The sequence below is a fragment of the Nonomuraea indica genome (assembly GCF_002850745.1).
Taxonomy (GTDB): domain Bacteria; phylum Actinomycetota; class Actinomycetes; order Streptosporangiales; family Streptosporangiaceae; genus Nonomuraea; species Nonomuraea indica.
In genome coordinates, this window is sequence record NZ_KZ559467.1 from 85,645 (window position 1) to 105,612 (window position 19,968).

The following is a 19,968-nucleotide window of genomic DNA, read 5'->3' on the forward strand; positions in this document are numbered from 1 at the left end:
TGTACCCTGCCGGGCCTTTTCACGCCTGGCGAGAGAGGCTTTGCCGAATCATGGCCGGGACGCGGCGAACGCGTGCCCGGCGGCTCCTCGAGCATGGGAGCTATGGCACTGCCCACGGTCGCCCGGATCGGCGAGTTCATCCGCCGCCGGTGGACGCAGGCGGAGATCACCTCCCGCCGGTTCGCCGCCGAGGCGGATCACGCCGAGGGCGCCGCCGGCGACATGCCGGCCGCGATCGAGGCCGACACCACCATCACCCGGCCGCAGCGTCAGGTGATGATCGACATCTACGAGTCGTTCCAGAGGCAGAACCGCGGCGAGGCCGCCGGGCCGGCGCCGCGGGACCGTCTCGCCGAACGGACGGACTCCTCCGCAGGCGAGGGAGGCGGACCCATGACGTTCGCCGACGAGGTCAAGAAGATCACCAGATCCAAGCCGTTCTACGCCGTGGCGGGCGCCGGCGGCTACGCCGTCGAGCAGTGGCGCCGGCTGCGGCAGACGCAGACCCGCCACGGGGGCGTCCGCGGCACCACCAGGGACGTGCTGGGGCGCACGCGCGAGACCATGGCCAGGGATCTGCCCAGGCTCTACGACGACCTGGCCGTCCGGGGGCGCGAGCTGATGGGCCGCGCCGGGGGCGCGGCGGCGGACGACGCGTCCGCCGCCACACCCACGACGCCCCACGCTCCCGGCGGGCCCCCGGAACCGGTCGTGCAGCCGTCGCCCGCCGGAGCCCCCACCGGGAGCCGCGCCACCCGGACCCGGAAGGCGGAGCCCCGAGGGGGATCCGGCACGTGACCGGCGGCGGCTAGTCGATCCGGCGCGTGTAGACCACCTTGTCCACCAGGCGTTCCGGCTGTCCCGGCGGGGTGAAGTACAGGTCGAAGGTGTGCCGGCCCTTCGAGCTGATGGTGATCACCGTCCGCATCGGGATGGTGCGGCCGACGTACTCGGGTCCCAGCACGCCCGGGTCGGTGAACTCGCCCGGGATGGACAGCACCGATGGGCGGCCCTGCACCCGCTCACCCCGGTAGGTCATCGCCTGGGGGGTGACGTTGTCGAAGGTGGTCCACTCGTAACGCCGGTCGATGTTGGAGAAGCCGAGCACGCCGATGCGGTGGTACGGCCTGCCGCCCAGCGTTCCCTCGGTGGTCTCCTGCAGGTAGCGCCTGCCGGTCTTGGTCAGCCAGCGCACCGTGACCTTGATGTCACGGGAGACGAGCGGCTTGCCGTCCTTGCCCAGCAGGTAGTTGTGCTTGGTGGCCTTCCAGGTGCCGGCCAGGGGGTCCAGCAGGCGATGGTGGGGGCCGGGCTTCAGCACGTCCTCGTTCCGCGCGACCACCGTCGTGGCCGCGGTGGCCGTACCGGCGGCCTCGGCCGTACCGGCCGGCCCGGCGAGGGCGATCGCCGCCGCGACCGACAGCGCGATCCTCCCGGCGGCGATCACAGGGTCCTGCCGAAGTGGGCTGCCACGGTGTCGGCGGCGAGGGTGACCTGTGGCTCCTGGTCGTAGAAGTCGAACTGGGTGCCCTGGGTCCAGTAGATGTCCTTGGGGCCGGCCAGCCCGGCGTGGAAGCGGTGGGCGCCGTCGGGGATGGCGGCGTCCTGGCTGTGGACGAGCAGGGTGGGCTGGGTGATCTGCGGGGCCAGGGTGATGGAGTCGTAGGTGAGCCAGTCCTCCCAGGCCATCACGGCGAAGCGGTTGGGCCAGGCGGGGATGCCGCCGCGGGCCGGGTTGAGGTAGAAGTCGATGTCGTAGGGCATGGCGGCGTGCGGATCGGTGGTCGAGACGACCGGGACGTAGTCGACCTCGCCGGTTTCGGCGAACCGGGCACGGGCGTCGCGAGCCGTTTCGATCTTCTGGGTGACCGCGTCCGCGCCCCCGTAGGCGGCCTCGCAGATGGCGGCATCGTGCAGCCACGGTGCGACCAGGGCGAGAGAGCCGATCCGGGGGTCGTGGGCGGCGTTGTCGGCCATGTACATGGCGGCGGCGCAGATGCCCAGGGCGCCCAGCCGGTCGCCGTCGATCGCCGGGTGGGTGGTCAGGAACGTCACGGCGTGGTGGATGTCGCGCACCTTGCGGGTGGGGTCCTCCACGTCGCGTGGTTCGCCTCCGGACTCGCCGAAGCCGGTGAAGTCGAACGACAGGGCGGCGTAGCCGCGCTCGGCCAGCCGCTGCGCGTACCGGTCGGCCATCAGCTCCTTGACACTGGTCCAGGTCCCGGCCACCACGATCCCCGGGACCGGGGTCTCGGTGTCGGGCAGGAACAGGTTGCCGGTGAGCGTCACGCCGTCGCTGTCGAAAGTGACCTTCTGCTGTCTCATCGTTGAACTCCTTCTTTCAGGGAAATGTCGTGAAGGGCGGCTGGAGCCGCCGTGCGATCCGGGTGTCACGCGTACTGCAGCTCCGCCCTGGTGATCAGGCCGCCGGCGATGTCGAAGCTGTAGGAGGCGCGGAACCCGCCGACGCCGCCGGGCTGGAAGCGCACCAGGAGCGTGGTGCCGCCGGGGCGCGGGGTCTCGCCGAGCACGGTCAGCCGGCCGCCGATCACCTCCGTCTCGGCCCAGTGCCTGATGGCGTCGTGCCCGCGGATCTCCCGCGTGACGTCGACGATGAGCGCGTCCGGCGCGAACACCGCGACCAGCGCGTCGAGGTCCTTCGCGGCGACCGCGTCGACGTAGCGGCGTGCCGTGGGCTCGACGGCCGGCGGGGAGACCGCGTCAGGGGCGGGCGCCACCGCGTCCCGGGCGACCGCGCGGAGGTGGGGGCTGACGGCGAGTGTCCCGCCGACGCCCGCCGCGAGCACGACCGCGCCGAGGAGCGCCACGACGTGGACGCGTCTCATCGGGCGGCCGCCTTCGCGAGCAGGTCCTTGTTGCCGGTGGCCCAGGTGGCGGTCATCACCACGCCGCGGATGCGCCAGCCCGCGCCGGTGCGGACCAGGTCGAAGCGGTAGGTGCCGCCGAGCACCCACGCGGACGAGCCCAGCGGATCGGAGAGGTGGTGCGAGGCCTGGAACGCCGCGGTGCACACAGCCTCGTCGTCACCGCCGGTGACCAGGTAGTTGGTGAGCAGGTGCTGGGTGGCGTCGAAACCGCCGAGGGCGGCGGTCCACGCGGTGACGATGTCCGCGGGCGCCAGGACGGCCGGTTCGCCGCCGTTGAGGCTGGTGTAGTCGACAAGGACCTCATCGGCGAAGACGCCGGCGAGTTCGTCCCATTCGCGGCGGTCTGCGTGCCACGCCATGCGGGTGCAGGTGGCGACGATGTCCAGGTGGTCCCGGGTGGAGATGGCCATGTAGGTGTGTCCTTTCGCGGTATGGGCTCGTCGCGGGAGCGCGGTCCCGCGACGCGTCCGACTCTGCGCGAAAGGCGTTGCCGGAGGGCTGCCACGACGTTGCCGGGCAGGTCGTGGCGCTGACGGGTCGAGCAGCGCGCACGAATCGCGGCGCGGGCGGTCGACTGCGCGCACGATCGTGGCGCTGACGGTTGACGTGTGCGGCCACGATCGTGGCGCTGACGGTTGACGTGTGCGGCCACGACCGTGGCGCTGACGGCGGGCGTGTGCGGGCACGGTCGCGCTGACGGCGGGCGTGTGCGCGCACGGTCGTGGTCGTGGCTTCAGCGGTCGAGCAGTGCGCGCACGTCGGCGGCCTCGGGCGCGCCGAGGGTGGTGAACACGTCCAGGGCCTCGGTGAGGCAGGCGCGGCCGCGGTCGTGCTCACCGGAGGCGATGAGGACCTGGCCGAGGATCGTCCACGCCCGTGCCCTGCCCCATGCGTCGCCGGAGCCGCCCGCCAGCGCCTGCTCGGCCGAGGCGGCGGCCGCCTGGTGGCGATCGGCGTCCAGGTGCAGTTCGGCGATGCTGACCAGGATGCGGCCCCCGGTCAGCGGGTCGCCCGCGGCGGCGAAGAAGTCCAGCGCGTCGGTGAACGCCGCGAGCGCCTCATCGCTTCGGCCGAGACCGCGCAGGATGGTGGCGAGATCGTAGAGCCGGGCCCCGAGCCCTTCCGATCCTGCCGCGCGTGCCCGCTCCACGGCGTCCTCCGCGGTGGCGAGCGCCTCCTCGCCGGAGCCGAGAGCGAACAGGCAGCGGGCCAGCAGCCCGAGACTGTTGGTGACCCCCAGGTCGTCGGCGAGCGTCCGCTGCATCGCCAGCGCCTCGGTGAGATGCGCGGCGGCCTCCTCGAACCGGCGCTCCACGAGGCACAGCGCGCCGAGCAGGTGCGTGCAGTCGGCGGTGACGAGACGGTGGCCGCACCTCTCGGACAGGGCCAGCGCGGCCTCGCACTCCCGCCGGGCCTCGGCGAGCCGCCGGGCCAGGCCGAGCATGTGGGCGAGCGCCGAACGCGCCAGTGCCTCCCCACGGACCTCTCCGGTCCGGGAGGCCGCGCGGGCGATGGCCTCGGCGACCTCCAGCACTTCGGGGAAGCGGAGGTAGTGCAGCTCGGAGCGGACGAGGTAACTGGCCGCGAACACCAAGGGCCCGGCCGAGGGATCCGTGTCGCACTGGCGAAGCGTGTGGAAGATGTTCCGCGCCTCCGCGGTGATCCATCGCCGTACCTCGTCCATGTCGGCGAAGGCGGGTGCCTGCGTCCGGGCGAGGGATCGGACCGTGGCGTCGCCCGGCTCCTCGGTCAGCCGGGCGGCGACGGCGGTGTCGAGGTAGAAGCCGACCAGGCGGCTGAGCGCCTGCGCGCGTTCGGCTTCGGGCAGGCCGCGGCCGTAGAGGCGCAGCAGGTCGTGGAGGCGGTACCGGCCCGGCGCGACGGATTCGAGCAGGCTCACGTCGACGAGGGTCTCGCACAGGTCCTCGGCCGTGTACTCGTCCGTGCCGAGCAACGCCGCGGCGGCCCCGGTGCCGAAGTCGTCCGCGTCGGACGAGGCGAGCAGGCGGAAGGCCCGTGCCGGACCGGCATCGAGCTGCCGGTAGCCGAGAGCGAACGTGGACTCCAGAGCCAGGTCGCCGGCACGCAGCTCCGGGATGCGCCGACGCTCGTCGGCCAGCCGGGACGCGAGGAACGAGATCGTCCACGCCGGGCGGGCGGCCAGCCGGGCGCCGGCGATGCGGACGGCCAGGGGCACCCGCGCACAGGCCTCCACGACGGCCTCCGCCGCCGCCGGCTCGGCGGCGACACGCTCCGCGCCGGCCATCCGGGCGACGAGTTCGACCCCTTCGCCGGCGGTCAGCGCGTCCAGGTCGACGACCCGCCCCGTGCCGAACCCGGGAAGCCGCGACCTGGCGGTGACGATCACGCCGCAGGACGCCGTGCCCGGCAGCAACGGCCGGAGCTGCGCGGCGTCGGCGGCGTTGTCGAGCACCACGAGCACCCGCCGCCCGGCCAGCGAGCTGCGATAGAGGGCCGCGCACTCCTCGAGGTCCTCGGGGATGCGCGGGCCGGGGACACCGAGCGCTCGCAGGAACGCGCCGAGCACGGCTTCCGGGGAGAGCGGGTCGGGGCTGGAGCCGCGCAGGTTCACGTACAGCTGGCCGTCCGGGTACGACTCGCGGACCCGGTGCGCCAGGTGCACCGCCAGGGTGGTCTTCCCCATCCCGCCCATCCCGCAGATCACCGTGACCGGGACGGCCGCGGCGCCGGCCCGGAGCAGGCCCGCGAGCTCGCCGATCAGGTCGTCGCGGCCGACGAAGTCGGCGACGTCGGCGGGCAGCTGCGCCGGTGCGGGACCGGGCGCGGGTCCCTCGGCCGGTGCGGGCGCCGACAGGGAGGGGTCGCGGTCCAGGATCCGCTTGTACAACGTGGTCAGCGCGTCGTCGGGATCGACGCCGAGCTCGTCGGCGAGGCGTCGCCGGGTGTCGTCGAAGATGCCCAGCGCCTCCGCCTGGCGGCCTGACCGGTAGAGGGCGAGCATCAGCATCTCCCTGAGCCGCTCGCGGAGCGGATACCGGTCGCACAGCGTGGTCAGTTCGGCGATCACCTCCCGGTGGCGGCTCAGCACCAGGTCCAGGTCGAGACGCCGTTCGAGGGCGTCGAAGCGGCGCAGGTCGAGGGCCGCCCTCTCGGCCTCGGCGGCGGGGCCGGGCAGGCCCGCCAGGGGGTCGCCCTGCCACAACGCGAGGGCCGCGGTGAGCCGGGCGTGCGCGGCCGTCAGGTCGCCGCCCGCCTGCGCGGCCGCGGCTTCGGCGAGCAGCGCGTCGAACTCGTCGAGATCCGTCGTGCCGGGCCCGCAGCCGAGGACGTACCCGCCGGGGACCGTGGTCAGCACCTGCCACGGCGGACCGCCGGGCTCCAGCACCGCCCGCAGCCGCGACACGAGGATGCGCACCGACTGGGTCGCGCGGACCGGTGGAGCCTCGCCCCACAACGCCTCGATCGCGGCGCCGTCGGAGACCGCTCTGCCGCGGCGCAGCACCAGCATGGCCAGCAACGACCGCTGCTGCGGGCGGCCCAGGTCGAGCTCGCGGCCGTGCCGCCACGCGCGCAGCGGGCCCAGCAGGGCGAACCGGAGTCCGTGGGGCACCCGCCGCGCTCCTCTCCGTGGCCTGAAGTGCCGGAGATCCTATCGTGACCGGTGACGCCCCAGAACGGCGGGTCCCGGGCGAGGGGCGGCATTCCCGACCGCCGCGGGCCGCGAGAAGGGGCCATGAGGAAGCCGTGGCGTTTCATTTACTCAGAGTGACGGTATGCATACTGTCGGTAAAACACTGAGACGCCTCAGGAGGATCGTCGTGAAGAGACTCGCCCTCGTCCCCGTCATCTCGGCCGCCATGGTCGCCATCATGGGCACCGCCGCCTACGCCTCCCAGTACGTGGCCTACGAAGGGCCGGGCTTCACCGGCCGGTCCGTGGTCATCGACCGCTGCGGCCCGTCCAACATCCCCTTCCACGGGTCGTACAAGTGGTACGGCGACGGCCAGAGCGGCCGGATGTACAACCAGCGGGACACGCAGGGGGTGATGCACTTCGAGCTGCCGTCCGACCGCAACGCGGAGCAGCGGACGCCCGTCGGCTGGCAGAGCATCTTCATCGTGTGCTGACGCCGGGCCGGGGCGGACGGGCGGCGGCCCGTCCGTCCCGCGCCTTTGCCGAATGATGGCGGCGGGCAGGCGTCTGGCTGCCCCGCTTCTCCCGAAACACCATCAAGTGGACAAATCGGGAGGTGCGCCATGGGAATCTGGTTCTTCGTCATGCTGGCCATGGGCGTCATGATCGTCACGGGGATGGGCGTCACGCTGATGGGCGCCGTCCTCAGGCAGGTCAGGGAGGGCGAGCTGCGCATGCGGGCCCGCTGACCGGTTCGGCGCCGGCGACGCTGGGGCGAAGGCTCCGGCGTCCCTTGCGTTGCGCACTCGCGTGCCGTCGCTGAGCCGCCGTGGGCAATGCGGAGCGGACGGCCGGACCGCGGCCGCCCGTTCAGCTCACACGATCACCTCAACGGCACCAGCTCGCCTTGGTCCGGGAGATGAACATCGTCTTGATGTAGTTGTTCATGGGCCGCAGGTCGTAACCGTCGCAGAAGTAGAGCCTGCGACCCGTGTTGTCCTGGGCGTAGCCGGACCAGTTGCCCGCCGTCAGCCGGTCGGCGTAGATGTTGACGTCGTAGAAGATGCCCCAGGTGTTCCTTGACCACTTGACCTGACCGAGCTCGTAGAGCCGCACGGGAGTGGACTGGATCGAAGGGTCGTCCGCCGCGGTGGCCGCGGTGGCCGGAGAGAAGAACATACCGGCGGCCACGACCAGAGCCGCGATTCCACCGGACAGTTTCACGACGCGCTTCATAAGTATTCTCCTCTGGGGTCGGATGCCTGATTGTCGCGAAGAGATTCAACTCGCTGAAACAACAGCAGCAGGCCATCTGAAGTGGCTCCGCCGGCTGGTGACATGAACGTTCTTCACCCTGACGGCCGTCATCGGCCTCCTTTTCGGAAGCGGCGACGCGCCATCGGTGGCCACGAATGCGGCCGCAGCGGAAAGCGCGAGAAGAACGCACTTCCCGTCGCCCGTGCGATGACCTCCCTTTCTTTGTCTGGCCGGCCGTTCCTGTGTCAGGCTGCCCGCTCCCGATTCCGGTCGCAACGCCTTTCAGCCCTGACTGAAAGGCCTGACCATCCCGCGCGGCCGTCCAGCTCGGAGCGATCCGAACCAGCGGCGAAAATGACCGCCGTCTACGAGAAGGCCCTCAGCGGGCGAAGGGCGCTCCCGCCGCCCGGCGGGTGAAACGCTCGTTCAGGCCCTCACGCGCCTCGGAGCTGCCGGCGCGAGGTGAGGCCGAGCTTGCGCAGGGCGTTGGCCACGTGCACCTCCACGGTGCGCGGCGACAGGACGAGGCTCTCGGCGATCTCCCTGTTGGTCAGGCCGCCGGCGGCCAGCCGCACCACCTGCTCCTCCCTCGGGGACAGGGTGCCCAGGGGCCGGGCCGGGGCGTCGAGCCGGCGGTTCAGCCTGCGCCGCGCCACCGGGGTGATCGAGTCGCTGACGGCCTGGCGGGCGAGCGGCTGGCGCAGGGCGTACCAGCCGGGGGAGTCCTCCACGAGCAGGCCGCGCCGCACCGCCTCGGCGAGGGCGCGCTCGCCGCGCTCGGGCGGGACGCCGCCGAGGTCGGCGAGCGCGCGGGCGGTGGCGGGCGCGCCGAGCACGGCGGCGGCCTGGACCAGCCGGCGCGCCGCCAGCGAGACCGAGGCCAGCCTGAGCAGGACGGCGTCGCGCAGCGCCGGCGGGGTGCCCGGCGGCCTGCCCTCGGCGAGCATGCGGGCGAGCTGCTCCACCGCGGCCGGCACGCCCCGCGTGAGCGGCCACAGGTCGCCGGGGTGCGGCAGGAGCTGCTCGGCCAGCTGGGCGGTCTCCTCCGGGTCGAGCGGGGCCAGTGAGATCTCGGCGTGGTCGATGTGCGGCGGCAGGTGGGCGAGCGTCTCGGCCACGGGATGGCCCAGGTCCTCGGCCCGGTAGGTGAGCACCAGGTTGACGGCGGCGGGCAGGCAGCGAGCCAGGAACGCCAGCAGCTCCCGGGTGTCGGGATCGACCCAGTGCACGTCCTCGATCACCAGGGTGATCGGCCGCAGCGACCCCAGCAGCGACAGCACGGCCCGGAACAGCCGATGCCGCTCGACCTGCCGGTCCGGCAGCGGCGGCGGGGCGGGCGGCAGGAGGTGGGCGACCTCGGGGAGCAGCGGGCGTAACGCGCCGGTGATCGGGTTGAGGTCACGCGGCGGGCTGGCGTCGCGCAGCGCCTCGACCACCGGCCCGTACGGGAAGCGCATCGGATGGCAGCGACCGATGGTCAGGGGCGGCCAGTGGAGCTCGTGCAGCAGGCGGGTCTTGCCGACACCGGCCTCGCCCTCCAGCAGGACGACGACCGGCGGACGGCTGAGAGCCTCGGCAAGCTGATGGAGCTCCCGCTTCCGTCCCACGAAAGGCATGTCGCACCCGCCCGGTCCGACTACACCGTGTCAGTGGATTTTTCATTAATTGTGGGGGTGTGTCCATACAGCTTGCCGGAGAAAGCTCCTCACCGGGCGAACGGGATCCACGCCTGCTCGGCCAGCGACGTGGCGTCGTTCACCTGGACGCCGGCATCGGACAGGGTCCACAGGCCGTCACCGATCACCAGCGTGCGCTGGATGCCGGGCCGGTAGGCGGTGTCGCCCTGGCGGGTCTCCGGATGCGTGATCATGCCGAGCCGGGTCACCGCCGACGTGCCGATCCGCAACGCCAGCGCGCCGGCCTCGTACCGGCCCTCGCCGTAGGTGCTGAGCGGGACCACGGCCAGGCCCGTCTTCGGCCAGTAGAGGAACGCGTGCGGATCCCACTCCGCCTCCGAGCCCGAGTCCTTCTGGAACAGCTGCGACAGCCGCCGCGGGTTCGCCGGGTCGCCGACGTCGAACAGCGACACCTGGGTGCCGAGCGTCCTGCCCTTCTCGCTGGCCTCCTGCCCGATGCCGATCAGCCGCCCCTCGCCCGCCGGGTGGAGGTACGCGGAGTAGCCGGTGATCTTCAGCTCGCCGGTCACCTTCGGCGCGGCCGGGTCGCGCAGGTCGAGCGTGTAGAGCGGGTCGACCTGCTTGAACGTGACGACGTAGCCGACCGGACCGATGAACCGCACCGAGTAGATCCGCTCGCCCTTGCCCAGGCCGCCCACCTCGCCGGTCTTCGTCAGGTCCGACGCCCTGAGCACGTGGACGCCGCTGACGCTCTGCCCCCGCCCGTCCTCGCCGGTCGTGGTGGCGACGCGCAGGTGACCGTCGTGCTCCGACAGCGAGTACTGGTTGAGCAGCCGGCCCGGCACCTTGCCCGAGGCGGCGTAGACGGGCGCGCCGGGCCGGGTGACGTCGAACCGGTGCACCTCGGTCTCCTCCGGCGGCACCTTCGCCTTGGTCACGGCGGGCGTGGGCTCTCCCGGGGACGGCTCGACGGCCGGGGCCTGGTCCTCCAGGACGACCGGCTCGGGCCCCCACCAGCGGGGGTTGCTGGCCACGTACAGGCTCTGACCGGTGCCGTAGACGGTGTCGCCGTCGGCGGCCAGCCCGATCGGGTCGGTGCCGGCTTCCGTCAGGCCCTGGGCGAGGTCGATCGAGTGCACGGTCAGCAGGGACGTGCCGGTGTAGTCGGCGGGGTGGCTGACCCGCTCGCAGGGAACCGTCCGCTTGCTGACGGCGCCGGAGGCGTCGGTGATCTCCACCGTGGGCAGCCACGCCTCGACGGGCGCCTTCCGCACGGCCGCCCGGTTCAGCTTCGTCCGTTCGGCCTCCGGGGCGTCGGGCCGGGCCTCCGGGAAGGCGATCTCGGGCCGGCTGCGGGTGACGAGCCTGACGGTCGAGCCGACCATCCGCGCGTCGACATGCGCGCCCTGCGGCTTGACCGCGCCCAGCACCCTGGGCGTGCCGGCCAGGTCCACCAGCACGTACTTGGTCTCGCCCATGGGGGCGATGGACTTGACCATCATGTCGCCGCCGCCCCGCATGAGCACCAGCGCCCGGTCACCCGACACGAGCAGGTCGGCGGGCGCGTAGGTCTGCTCGTCGGTCAGCTTCAGCGTGGCGGTGACCTTCCGGGTGGCGACGTCGATGACGCGCAGGGTCCCGCCGCCGACCGTCACGACCCGCCTGCCGTCGGTCTTGACCAGGTCGGGCTCGTCCACCCCGGCCTCGTGCGTGTTCGTCGTCGAGTGCTCCGGGGTGCCCGTGCTCTTGGCCGCGGCGTCGGACTCCGTCGCCATCGCGGTGTCGCTGCGCATCTGGAGCACGTTATGGCCGCCGAAGCCCCATGGGCCGACGTTCTCGGCGGCGTGCTCGCGCAGCCCGGTGAGCATCTCGTCGCAGCCGCGGTAGGCGACCAGCCGCACGGCCACCGGCCGCTGCTCGGCGTCCGGGCCGGCCGGGTCGCTCCCACCCGCGGAGGAGGTGCACGCGGCGGTCGCCGTGGCCAGGAGGGCGGCGGCCACGGCCGTACGCATCAGCGTCTTCATGACCCTCTTCACGGATCGGCGCGCCGAGCGGTTCAGGAGCCGCCGGACGGGTTGACCGTGTAGGCGGGGCTGAAGTCGACGTTCCGCGGGCACTCCAGCAGCTTGCGCACCAGCCGCCCGTCGAAGCCCACGACCTGGATCTCGTCCTTGTCCGCGTTGTCCCGCTCCCAGCAGTAGAGGTGCTTCTCGTCGTACCAGCCGAGGACCTTGTCGCAGTCGGAGGAGAACGCGCGCACCTTCTTGCCGGTGCCGGTGTCCCAGAGGCAGTGGTCGCCGCCGCCGCCCGGCGGGCAGTCCGTCGCGAGCAGCTCGCCGGAGGGGGAGAAGACGTCCTGGGTGCCGGAGGGCAGCGTGCCGACGTTCGTCAGCGTGCGGGTGACCGTGCCGTCGGCGTCGAAGAAGCGCAGCCCGCGCTCGCCGTGCACGTTGACCACGCCCTCCTCGTCGGGGTCCCAGCCGAAGCCTGTCGTGCGGGTCGAACCGCCGGCCACGGTGCGCACCTCCGCCGTGGCCGTGGCGACGTCGACCACGACGAAGCCCGGGTAGATCCAGTCGTCCTCGCCGTTCTTGTCCTTGACCATCTTCTCGACGTTGAGCAGGATCTTCGAGCCGTCCCTGGACCAGGCGCGGATGCTGCTGATCAACGGCTCCCGCACGGTCTTCACCGACGAGGTGGAGCCCAGCTTGCGGTCGGTGATCACGATCGAGTCGTAGTCGTCGGAGGTGTACGTGCGGCCCCGGGTCGCGAGGTAGCGGCCGTCGGGGGAGAGCTTGGACTCCCAGGTGCGCGCGTTCTTGGCGAACGTGCCGCGCAGCGACCGCCTGGCGTAGTCCACCCACTCCTCGCTCTTGTCGTCGTAGATCTCGTACGAGGTGAGCGTGACGGGGTCGGACGGGTGCTCGAAGAGCGTGATCGCGCCGCCGGCCAGCCGTTTCCTGGACGGGGTCGGCGTGGCCGACGGGCCGGGCGAGACGGTCCGTACGGGGGTGAGCTTCGCGCGGGAGGCGGTGGCGGGCGGCCTGTCCTGGGCGACCACCAGCGTCACGCCGGTCAGGATGAGCAGGGCGGCCGCGATGCTCACGCCGATGACGACGGGGCCCTTCCTGCTCCGGCCCGGCCGCGTCGCGCCCGCCGGCGGGTAGGCGGGGGACCGGCCGTACCCGTCGGGCGGGGGGCCGTACCCGGGCGACGGCGGACCGTAGCCGGGTGCGTGCGAACCCGTGGGCGGACCCGTGTGTGAACCGGCGTGCGGGCCGGGGTGCGAACCGGCGTGCGGACCGGCGTGCGGGCCGGCGGGCGTGTGCGGGCCTGCGGGTGGACCGGCGTGCGGGCCGGGCGCGTGCGGGCCGGCGGCCGCGGCGGCCTCGGCGAGGATGGCGGAGCCGCCCGGGGGGCCGCTCACGGGGTGCTGCAGCAGCCGCATGATCACCTGCTCGGCCGTCGGCCGCTGCGTGGGGTCCTTGGCCAGGCAGGCGAGCACCACGTCACGCAGCGCGCCGTCGAGCACCCGCACGTCGGGCGGCTGGTTGAGCACCCGGTTGATCACCGCGGGCATGGTGTCGCTGCCGAAGGGCGCGTGCCCGGAGGCGGCGAAGACGATCGTGCCCGCCCACGAGAACAGGTCGGCCGGGGGCCCGACCTGGTGCCCCATGATCTGCTCCGGCGGCATGTACGCGGGCGTGCCCACCGGCATGCTGCTGATCGTCGAGGTCGCGTTCAGCGCGCGGGCGATGCCGAAGTCGATCACACGGGGCCCGTCGGCGCCCAGGATGACGTTGGCCGGCTTGAAGTCGCGGTGCACGATGCCGGCCTGGTGGATCGCGGCCAGGGCCGTGGCCGTGCCGATGGCCAGCCGGTGCAGGGCCGACCCGGTGCGCGGCCCGTCCTCCTGCACCACCCGCTGCAGCGACCGCCCCTCGATGAACTCGCTGACGATGTACGGCCGGTCCTGCTCGATGCCCGTGCCGAGGACGGCCGCGGTGCAGAACGGCGCCACCCGCTGGGCCACCTGCACCTCGCGCAGGAACCGCTCGACGCTGACCTGGTCGCCCGACAGGTCGGGGCGCAGCCACTTCACGGCGAGCCTGGCGCCGGTCGTGTCGCCGGCCAGGTAGACGACGCCCTGGCCGCCCTCGCCCAGCCGGCCGACCAGGTCCAGGCCCGCCAGCCGTCGCGGGTCGCCGGGTCTGAGCGGAGCAAAGGATGGCATGAGGGGATTGTGGCCCTTTGCCGAGAATCCGCAAAAACTACCGATGGGTAGCCAGGCCGGAATATCCTTCGGTCATGCATGTGACGTCCAGTGGCGCGACCCGGCGGATCACCGCCCCGTTCACCGGCGAGCCCCTCGCGGAGCTGCCCCTGTCCAGCGCCGACGACGTCAGCGCGGCCTACGCCAAGGCCCGCGCCGCGCAGGCGGAGTGGGCGGCGCGCCCGGTCGCCGAGCGGGTGCGGCCGTTCCTGCGACTGCACGACGCGCTGCTCGACCGCCGCGGCGAGATCCTCGACATCGTCCAGAACGAGACGGGCAAGGCGCGCAAGCACGCGCTGGAGGAGGTGCTGGACGTCGCGGGCTGCGCCCTCTACTACGCCCGCCGCGCCCCCCGCCTGCTCGCGCCGCGCCGCCGCCAGGGCGTCTTCCCCGTGGCGACGCGCGTGGCCGAGCTGCGCCGCCCCAAGGGCGTGGTGGCCCTGATCACGCCGTGGAACTACCCGCTGTCGCTCGGCGTCACCGACGCCGTGCCGGCCCTGCTCGCGGGCAACGCGGTCGTGCACAAGCCCGACACGCAGACCGCGCTGTCGGCGCTGTGGACCATCGACCTGCTGGCCGAGCTGGGCATGCCGCGCGAGATCTGGCAGGTCGTGCTGGGCGAGCCGGCCGACATCGGCGACGCGCTGCTCGACGGCGCCGACTACGTGGCCTTCACCGGCTCCACCCGCGGCGGCAGGAAGATCGCGGAGGAGGCGGCCAAGCGGCTCATCGGCTGCTCGCTGGAGCTCGGCGGCAAGAACCCGATGCTGGTGCTCGACGACGCCGACCTCGACCACGCCGTCCAGGGCGCGATCCGCGCCTGCTTCAGCAACGCGGGCCAGCTCTGCCTGTCGATCGAGCGGCTGTACGTGCACGCGAGCGTGTTCGGCGCCTTCGCCGAGCGCTTCGCGGCCCAGGTGCGCGCCATGAAGCTCGGCCCGGGCCACGACTGGTCGGTGCAGATGGGCTCGCTCACCTCGCGCCGCCAGCTCGACGCGGTCACCGCGCACGTGGACGACGCGCTGGCCAAGGGCGCCACGCTGCTGGCCGGCGGGAAGGCCCGGCCCGACCTCGGCCCGCTGTTCTACGAGCCCACGGTGCTCACCGGCGTCACCCAGGACATGGAGCTGTGCCGCAACGAGACCTTCGGGCCGGTGGTCGCCCTGCACCCGTTCACCTCCGACGAGGAGGCGGTGGAGCTGGCCAACGACACCATCTACGGGCTCAACGCCTCCGTCTGGACCACGAACCTCGCCCGCGGCCGTGCCCTGGCCGCCCGCATCAAGGCCGGCACGGTCAACATCAACGAGGGCTACGGCTCGGCGTGGGCCTCCTACGACGCCCCCATGGGCGGCATGAAGGCGTCCGGCCTGGGCCGCCGGCACGGCGCGGAGGGCCTGCTGCGCTACACCGAGGCCCAGACCGTGGCCTCGCAGGCGTCGTGGCTCGGCTTCGAGCCGCCGCCCGGCGTGCCGTACGACACGTGGGCCGGCGTCCTGAGCACCACGCTGAAGACGATGCGGCGGCTGCGCCTGAAGTGAGCGGGTGGGCCGCCGGCGACCGGCCCACCCGGGATGCCTAGCGGCTGATCTGCTCGCAGTCGGCGTTGACCGGGTCGAGCGCCGCGCGGTCGGCGACGGCGCGGTCGGCGCCCCCGTCGCCGCACTGCACGGAGTTCTCGGCCTCGTCGTCGCGGACGTCGATCAGGTCGTTGCCGTTGCCGCCGGACACGGTGTCGCGGCCCCTGCCGGGCGTGATCTCGTTGTCCAGCCGGTCGCCGGTCAGCCGGTCGCCGAACGAGGTGCCGACGATGTTCTCCGTCTGGATGTTGTCCTGGTCGGCCGGGCGGGTGCCCGAGGCGGGGCGGCCGTCGTTGTAGGCGAAGTCCAGCGTCACCGTCACCCCGGTCGTGGTGCCCTCGTAGGTGGTGGTGTCCTCGCCGAGGTGCCCGGCGTACATGATGCGGCTGGCGACGCCGCCCTCCGCCGCGCCGACGCTGAAGGTGTCGTTGCCGTTGTCGCCCTCCACGTACCCCTGGAACGGGACCAGCGTCCTGAACCGGTCGTCGCCGTCGCCCAGCCGGACCTGGAGCCGGGGGATGCCGGCCGAGCAGCGGACCGTGGTGGGGTCGCCGTCGACCGGGGAGCAGCCGGGCCCCGGCACGATGGTCACCGAGTCGGACACCCGGATCGCGCCACCCGCCTCCCTGGTGATCAGGACGTCGTTGGCGTCGGCCGAGCCGATGTAGTCGAGCTGTAACTGCCCGCCGTTGGTGCGGACCTGCGCGCTGGAGGTGCCCGCCGCGGCGGCGTGACCCGTCGCCGGGAGGGCCGCCAGGGCGCCGGCGACGGCGCCGCCCAGCAGGGCCAGGCTGAGGACCCGGTGGCGCAACGTGTTCATGGTCGTCTCCTTCAGAGATCTGGCGGGCGTGGTGCCGCCCGCTCGTTGACGCCGCCATCGTGTCCCAGACAGAAGTTCTGTTCTGTGCACAAGTCCACAGCGCGCAAAAGTACGCGTGGGAGGCTGGGCGGATGACGTGGGAGACGCGAGCGCTGGGCCTGTTGCGGGCGGGCCCCCGACCCCGCTGATCGAGAGCTGACGAGCGGGCGGCCCCGCCGGTGCGGCGGGACCGCCCGAGCGGTCGGCCCGAGCGGTCGGCCCTGGAAGTCGGCGCGAGAGGTCAGCCGGGGAGGGTCTCGCCGCCGATCGGGGCGAGGATCTCGCCTGTGTAGTACGACGACATCCGCTCGCTGGCGAAGAACACGTACGACGGCGCGATCTCGTCCGGGTCGGCCGCCCGCTGCATCGGCACCTGCTCGCCGAACGAGCCGACCTTCTCCTCGGGGAACGTCGCCGGGATCAGCGGCGTCCACACCGGCCCCGGTGCGACCGCGTTGACCCGGATGCCCCGTTCGACCAGGTTCTGGGCCATCGAGTAGGTGAAGGCGTTGATCGCCCCCTTGGTGGCCGAGTAGTCGAGCAGCGTCTTGTTGCCGCGCAACCCGTTGATCGACGACGTGTTGATGATCGCGGCGCCCTCGCGCAGGTGCGGCAGCGCGGCCTTGGTGACGCGGTAGTAGCTGTGGATGTTCACCGCGAAGGTGTGCTCCCACTGCTCGTCCGTCAGCGCCTCCAGCGAGTCGACCGGCGCCTGGTAGGCCACGTTGTTGACCACGATGTCCAGGCCGCCCAGCTCGTCCACGGCCTGCTGGACGACCGACGCGCAGTGGTCGCGGTCGCCCAGGTCGCCGGGCAGCAGCACGCAGCGCCGCCCGGCCTGCTCGACCAGCTTGCGGGTGTGGTTGGCGTCCTCGTGCTCGCTGAGGTAGGCGATGGCGACGTCGGCGCCCTCCTTGGCGAAGGCGACGGCGACGGCCCGGCCGATGCCGGAGTCGCCTCCGGTGATCAGGGCCCGCCGGCCGGCCAGCAGGTCGCGGCCCTGGTAGCCGCGCATCTCGTCGCGCGGCTCGGGGGTCATCTCGTCGGTCCTGCCGGGGTACGGCTGGGTCTGCTCCGGTGGTGTGCTGTCAGGTTCCTGTGGCATGTCGAGGCGCTTGCCCGCAGCCGGGTAAGGCTAACGTCAGCCCCGGGTCAGCGGGTGGCTCACCCAGACGTTCGGCTCCACGTACACGGCGTGGTCGTGGGTCAGGTCGCAGTGCACAGGGACGAGCGCGCCGGGCACCACGACGGGGCCGCTCCGGTCGAACGGCAGGCCGGTCCACCCGCGCCACTCGGCCGGCGTGCCGCTGATCACCATGGAGCGGGGCGCCACCTTGACGATCCGGCCGCCGGCGCGCACGTGCACGCGCAGCCAGGCGTCGTGCGGCAGGCCGTCGGGGCGCGTGCGCGCGGCGTACTCGGCCATCGGCGTGTGCGGCTCCAGGTGCTTCCCGTTGGGCCGGACCGGCGCCACCAGCTCGGCGAACCCCAGCCGGGCGGCCTGCTCGCGCAGCGCGGCCACCATGCGCGGAGAGACGCCCGTCCCGAGCAGGTCGCGCCGCACGGTGATCTCCAGGGCGGACACCCGGTCCGCCGTCTCCCCCCGTTCGCGCGCCAGCCAGCCGTGCCTGATCACCGTGTCCCAGCCGCCGTCGGGCAGCTCGGCGTCCTTCGACGTGTACGGGATCATGCACGCGCGCGCCACCAGCCGGCCGGGCTCCGCCTCGTCGTCGGCGACCAGGACGTAGTCGGCGTACGCCTGCTCGGCGACGGCGTAGAACAGGTCGGCGAGCGGGTCCTCCATCATGAACGCCGGCCACGCGTCGTCCATCTTCCACAGGGAGGCGGCGAACTCGGGGCGCTCGGCGAGCGTGGTGATCCGCAGCGACATGTCGATCATTGTGCCATTCGCGCCTCACATCTCGGCGGGCCGCTGCACCGGCTGGTGCTCGGTCCTGAACACCAGCGTGGTGTGCAGGTGCACGATCTCCGGCCGGATGAGGAACCTTTCGAGGACCAGCCGGTGCAGGTGGTCGGCGTCCGCCACCGCCACGTGGACGAGGAAGTCCTCGGCGCCCGCCACGTGGAAGAGGGTGATGGTCTCGGGCAGGTCCAGCACGAACGCCCGCAACGGGTCGACGAGCTGGCTGGTGTGCGGGCGCACCCGCAGGGCGAACAGCGCCTGCAACGGGCGGCCGAGGCGGGCCGTGTCGACCGCGGCGCGAAAGCCCGTGATGATGCCGCGGCGGCGCAGCGAGCGAACCCGCTCCAGAGCGGTGGACGGCGCGACGCCGAGCCGCTCGGCCAGGTCCTTGTTGGGCAGCCGTGCGTCGTTCTGCAGCTCGGCCAGGATGGCCAGATCCACCGCATCCAGTTCGGCGTTATGCGCCATCGTCGTCCTCCGATTCGGTCGCTGTAGCAATATACCGATGAATCAACCACCATTTCCGTATGTGGAACATTGAGGAGTTCACCGAGGCGGCGGGGATCACGGTGACGGCGCTGGCCGCGTACGTGGACGAGAGCCAGCGCGGCGCCGCCCCGGTGGTCAGGCGCCGGCCGCCCAGCGAACTGGCCGACCGGCTCGGGCTGCGCGGCCTGATCGAGAAGGGCGGCATGACGCCCGCCTCGTACGAGGACTTCCTGCGCGTCTTCCTCGCCGAGGGCACGCGGCTGCACCACCCCGCCTACCTCGCCCACCAGACCGCCTCGCCCGACTTCCCGGCGGCGCTGGCCGACTTCGTGCACGGCGCCACGAACAATCCCATGGCCGTCTACGAGATGGGCGCGGCGGCGGCCACGGTGGAGTTCGAGGTGCTGCGGTGGATGCTGGCCAAGGTGGGGTTCCCCGCCGGGGGCGGCGTGCTGACGCACGGCGGCTCGCTGGCCAACCTGACCGCGCTGCTCGCCGCGCGGGCGCGGGCCGTCCCCGACGCCTGGGAGCACGGCGTGCCCGGTGACCTGGTGATCCTCGCGCCGCCGGCGGCGCACTACTCCGTCTCGCGCGCCGCCTCCATCCTCGGGCTGGGGCAGCGGTCGCTGGTGCCGCTGGAGACCGACGCGCTGGGCCGGATCGACGTGACCCGGCTGCCCGACGTCTCGGGCAGGCGGGTGATGGCGCTGGTGGCGGGCGCGTGCGCCACCGGCACCGGCCTGCACGACGACCTGCGCGCGATCGGCGCGTGGTGCCGCGAACGCGGGATCTGGTTCCACGTGGACGGCGCCCACGGCGCCTCCGCCCTGCTCAGCGAGCGGCACGCGCACCTGCTCGACGGCGTCGACCTGGCCGACTCGGTCATCTGGGACGCCCACAAGATGCTGCGCACCTCGTCCCTCGCCGCCGCGGTCCTCGTCCGCCGGGAGGGCGACCTCGACGCCGCCTTCAGGCAGGAGGCCAGCTACCTCTTCTACGGCGACCAGGGCTTCGACCTGATCAACCGCACCGTCGAGTGCACCAAGGCCGAGCTGGGGCTGAAGATCTTCATGAACCTCGCCTGGCGCGGCGAGCGCGGCATCGGCGAGTACGTGGCCGGCCGCTACGACACGGCCCACCGGTTCTGGGAGCTGGCCCGCCGGCGGCCCGGCTTCGACCTGCCGTACGAGCCGGAGAGCAACATCGTCTGCTTCCGGTACGGCGAGGCGGACCAGGCCGCCCTGCGGGAGCGGATGATGCGGGACGGCTCGTTCCACCTCTCCTCGACCGAGCTGAACGGCGTGCGCCACCTGCGCCTCACGGTCATGGCCCCGGCCACGGACGACCGGACCCTGGAGGCCCTGCTCGACGAGATCGTCGCCATCGCCTGACCGGACGCCCGGCGGCCCCCGCGAAGAGACGCCGACGAGATTCCCCGAAGCACCC

General features: G+C 72.8%; 18 protein-coding genes. 5 read left to right on the forward strand and 13 right to left on the reverse strand.

The features are described 5' to 3' along the window. Nucleotides 1-102: 102 nt before the first annotated feature. Nucleotides 103-798, forward strand: coding sequence for a hypothetical protein (locus CXR44_RS04525; protein WP_101783610.1), 696 nt, complete (start codon nucleotides 103-105; stop codon nucleotides 796-798). Between the two features lie 10 nt (nucleotides 799-808). Here the strand turns inward: CXR44_RS04525 and CXR44_RS04530 are convergent, their stop codons facing one another. The 5 genes from CXR44_RS04530 to CXR44_RS04550 form a co-directional block, all read right to left on the reverse strand. After that, a complete protein-coding gene (locus CXR44_RS04530) occupies nucleotides 809-1,447 on the reverse strand; it encodes a DUF1579 family protein (RefSeq protein ID WP_180903182.1) in 639 nt (212 codons plus the stop codon). Then, a complete protein-coding gene (locus tag CXR44_RS04535) occupies nucleotides 1,444-2,325 on the reverse strand; it encodes an alpha/beta hydrolase (protein WP_101783611.1) in 882 nt (293 codons plus the stop codon). The genes CXR44_RS04530 and CXR44_RS04535 overlap by 4 nt, the downstream gene beginning before the upstream one ends. 65 nt (nucleotides 2,326-2,390) lie before the next feature. After that, on the reverse strand, nucleotides 2,391-2,846 hold the full coding sequence (locus CXR44_RS04540) for a nuclear transport factor 2 family protein (protein ID WP_101783612.1): 456 nt from the start codon (nucleotides 2,844-2,846) through the stop codon (nucleotides 2,391-2,393). Then, entirely contained in the window at nucleotides 2,843-3,298 is a 456-nt protein-coding gene (locus tag CXR44_RS04545) for a nuclear transport factor 2 family protein (protein ID WP_101783613.1), read from the reverse strand. The genes CXR44_RS04540 and CXR44_RS04545 overlap by 4 nt, the downstream gene beginning before the upstream one ends. A 323-nt stretch (nucleotides 3,299-3,621) precedes the next feature. Next, nucleotides 3,622-6,480: an AfsR/SARP family transcriptional regulator gene (locus CXR44_RS04550; RefSeq protein ID WP_101783614.1), complete on the reverse strand. Its 2,859-nt coding sequence runs from the start codon at nucleotides 6,478-6,480 to the stop codon at nucleotides 3,622-3,624. Nucleotides 6,481-6,688: 208 nt separating this feature from the next. Between CXR44_RS04550 and CXR44_RS04555 the strand changes: the two genes are divergently transcribed. Next, a complete protein-coding gene (locus tag CXR44_RS04555; protein ID WP_180903183.1) occupies nucleotides 6,689-6,997 on the forward strand; it encodes a MiAMP1 family antimicrobial peptide in 309 nt (102 codons plus the stop codon). A 129-nt stretch (nucleotides 6,998-7,126) separates the two neighbouring features. Further along, a complete protein-coding gene (locus CXR44_RS41575; protein WP_281260245.1) occupies nucleotides 7,127-7,252 on the forward strand; it encodes a hypothetical protein in 126 nt (41 codons plus the stop codon). Nucleotides 7,253-7,391: 139 nt separating this feature from the next. Here CXR44_RS41575 and CXR44_RS04560 read toward each other — a convergent pair whose 3' ends face one another. The 4 genes from CXR44_RS04560 to CXR44_RS04575 form a co-directional block, all read right to left on the reverse strand. Beyond that, nucleotides 7,392-7,739, reverse strand: a complete 348-nt coding sequence (locus CXR44_RS04560; protein ID WP_101783616.1) for a hypothetical protein — start codon at nucleotides 7,737-7,739, stop codon at nucleotides 7,392-7,394. A 455-nt stretch (nucleotides 7,740-8,194) separates the two neighbouring features. Next, a complete protein-coding gene (locus CXR44_RS04565; protein WP_180903184.1) occupies nucleotides 8,195-9,367 on the reverse strand; it encodes a helix-turn-helix transcriptional regulator in 1,173 nt (390 codons plus the stop codon). 98 nt (nucleotides 9,368-9,465) lie between these two features. Beyond that, nucleotides 9,466-11,421 (reverse strand): beta-propeller domain-containing protein, encoded by a 1,956-nt coding sequence (locus CXR44_RS04570; protein WP_101783618.1) that lies wholly within the window; start codon nucleotides 11,419-11,421, stop codon nucleotides 9,466-9,468. 32 nt (nucleotides 11,422-11,453) lie between these two features. After that, the gene (locus CXR44_RS04575) at nucleotides 11,454-13,631 is read right to left on the reverse strand and encodes a serine/threonine-protein kinase (protein ID WP_101783619.1); all 2,178 of its coding nucleotides are present in this window, start codon (nucleotides 13,629-13,631) and stop codon (nucleotides 11,454-11,456) included. Between the two features lie 74 nt (nucleotides 13,632-13,705). On the opposite strand from CXR44_RS04575, the gene CXR44_RS04580 reads away from it, so the two are divergent. Then, nucleotides 13,706-15,211, forward strand: a complete 1,506-nt coding sequence (locus CXR44_RS04580; protein ID WP_101783620.1) for a succinic semialdehyde dehydrogenase — start codon at nucleotides 13,706-13,708, stop codon at nucleotides 15,209-15,211. Between the two features lie 37 nt (nucleotides 15,212-15,248). On the opposite strand, the gene CXR44_RS04585 is transcribed toward CXR44_RS04580, so the two are convergent. The 4 genes from CXR44_RS04585 to CXR44_RS04600 form a co-directional block, all read right to left on the reverse strand. Next, nucleotides 15,249-16,070 (reverse strand): hypothetical protein, encoded by an 822-nt coding sequence (locus tag CXR44_RS04585; RefSeq protein ID WP_101783621.1) that lies wholly within the window; start codon nucleotides 16,068-16,070, stop codon nucleotides 15,249-15,251. A gap of 280 nt (nucleotides 16,071-16,350) precedes the next feature. Continuing rightward, nucleotides 16,351-17,214 carry an SDR family oxidoreductase gene (locus CXR44_RS04590; RefSeq protein ID WP_101783622.1) on the reverse strand — a complete coding sequence of 288 codons (864 nt, stop codon included), beginning with the start codon at nucleotides 17,212-17,214 and terminating at the stop codon, nucleotides 16,351-16,353. 36 nt (nucleotides 17,215-17,250) lie between these two features. Further along, the gene (locus CXR44_RS04595) at nucleotides 17,251-18,000 is read right to left on the reverse strand and encodes an N-acetyltransferase (RefSeq protein ID WP_245898836.1); all 750 of its coding nucleotides are present in this window, start codon (nucleotides 17,998-18,000) and stop codon (nucleotides 17,251-17,253) included. A 24-nt stretch (nucleotides 18,001-18,024) separates the two neighbouring features. After that, entirely contained in the window at nucleotides 18,025-18,501 is a 477-nt protein-coding gene (locus CXR44_RS04600) for an Lrp/AsnC family transcriptional regulator (RefSeq protein ID WP_101783624.1), read from the reverse strand. A gap of 59 nt (nucleotides 18,502-18,560) precedes the next feature. Here CXR44_RS04600 and CXR44_RS04605 point away from each other — a divergent pair, with 59 nt between their 5' ends. Then, the gene (locus CXR44_RS04605) at nucleotides 18,561-19,913 is read left to right on the forward strand and encodes a pyridoxal phosphate-dependent decarboxylase family protein (protein ID WP_101783625.1); all 1,353 of its coding nucleotides are present in this window, start codon (nucleotides 18,561-18,563) and stop codon (nucleotides 19,911-19,913) included. Nucleotides 19,914-19,968: the final 55 nt, after the last annotated feature.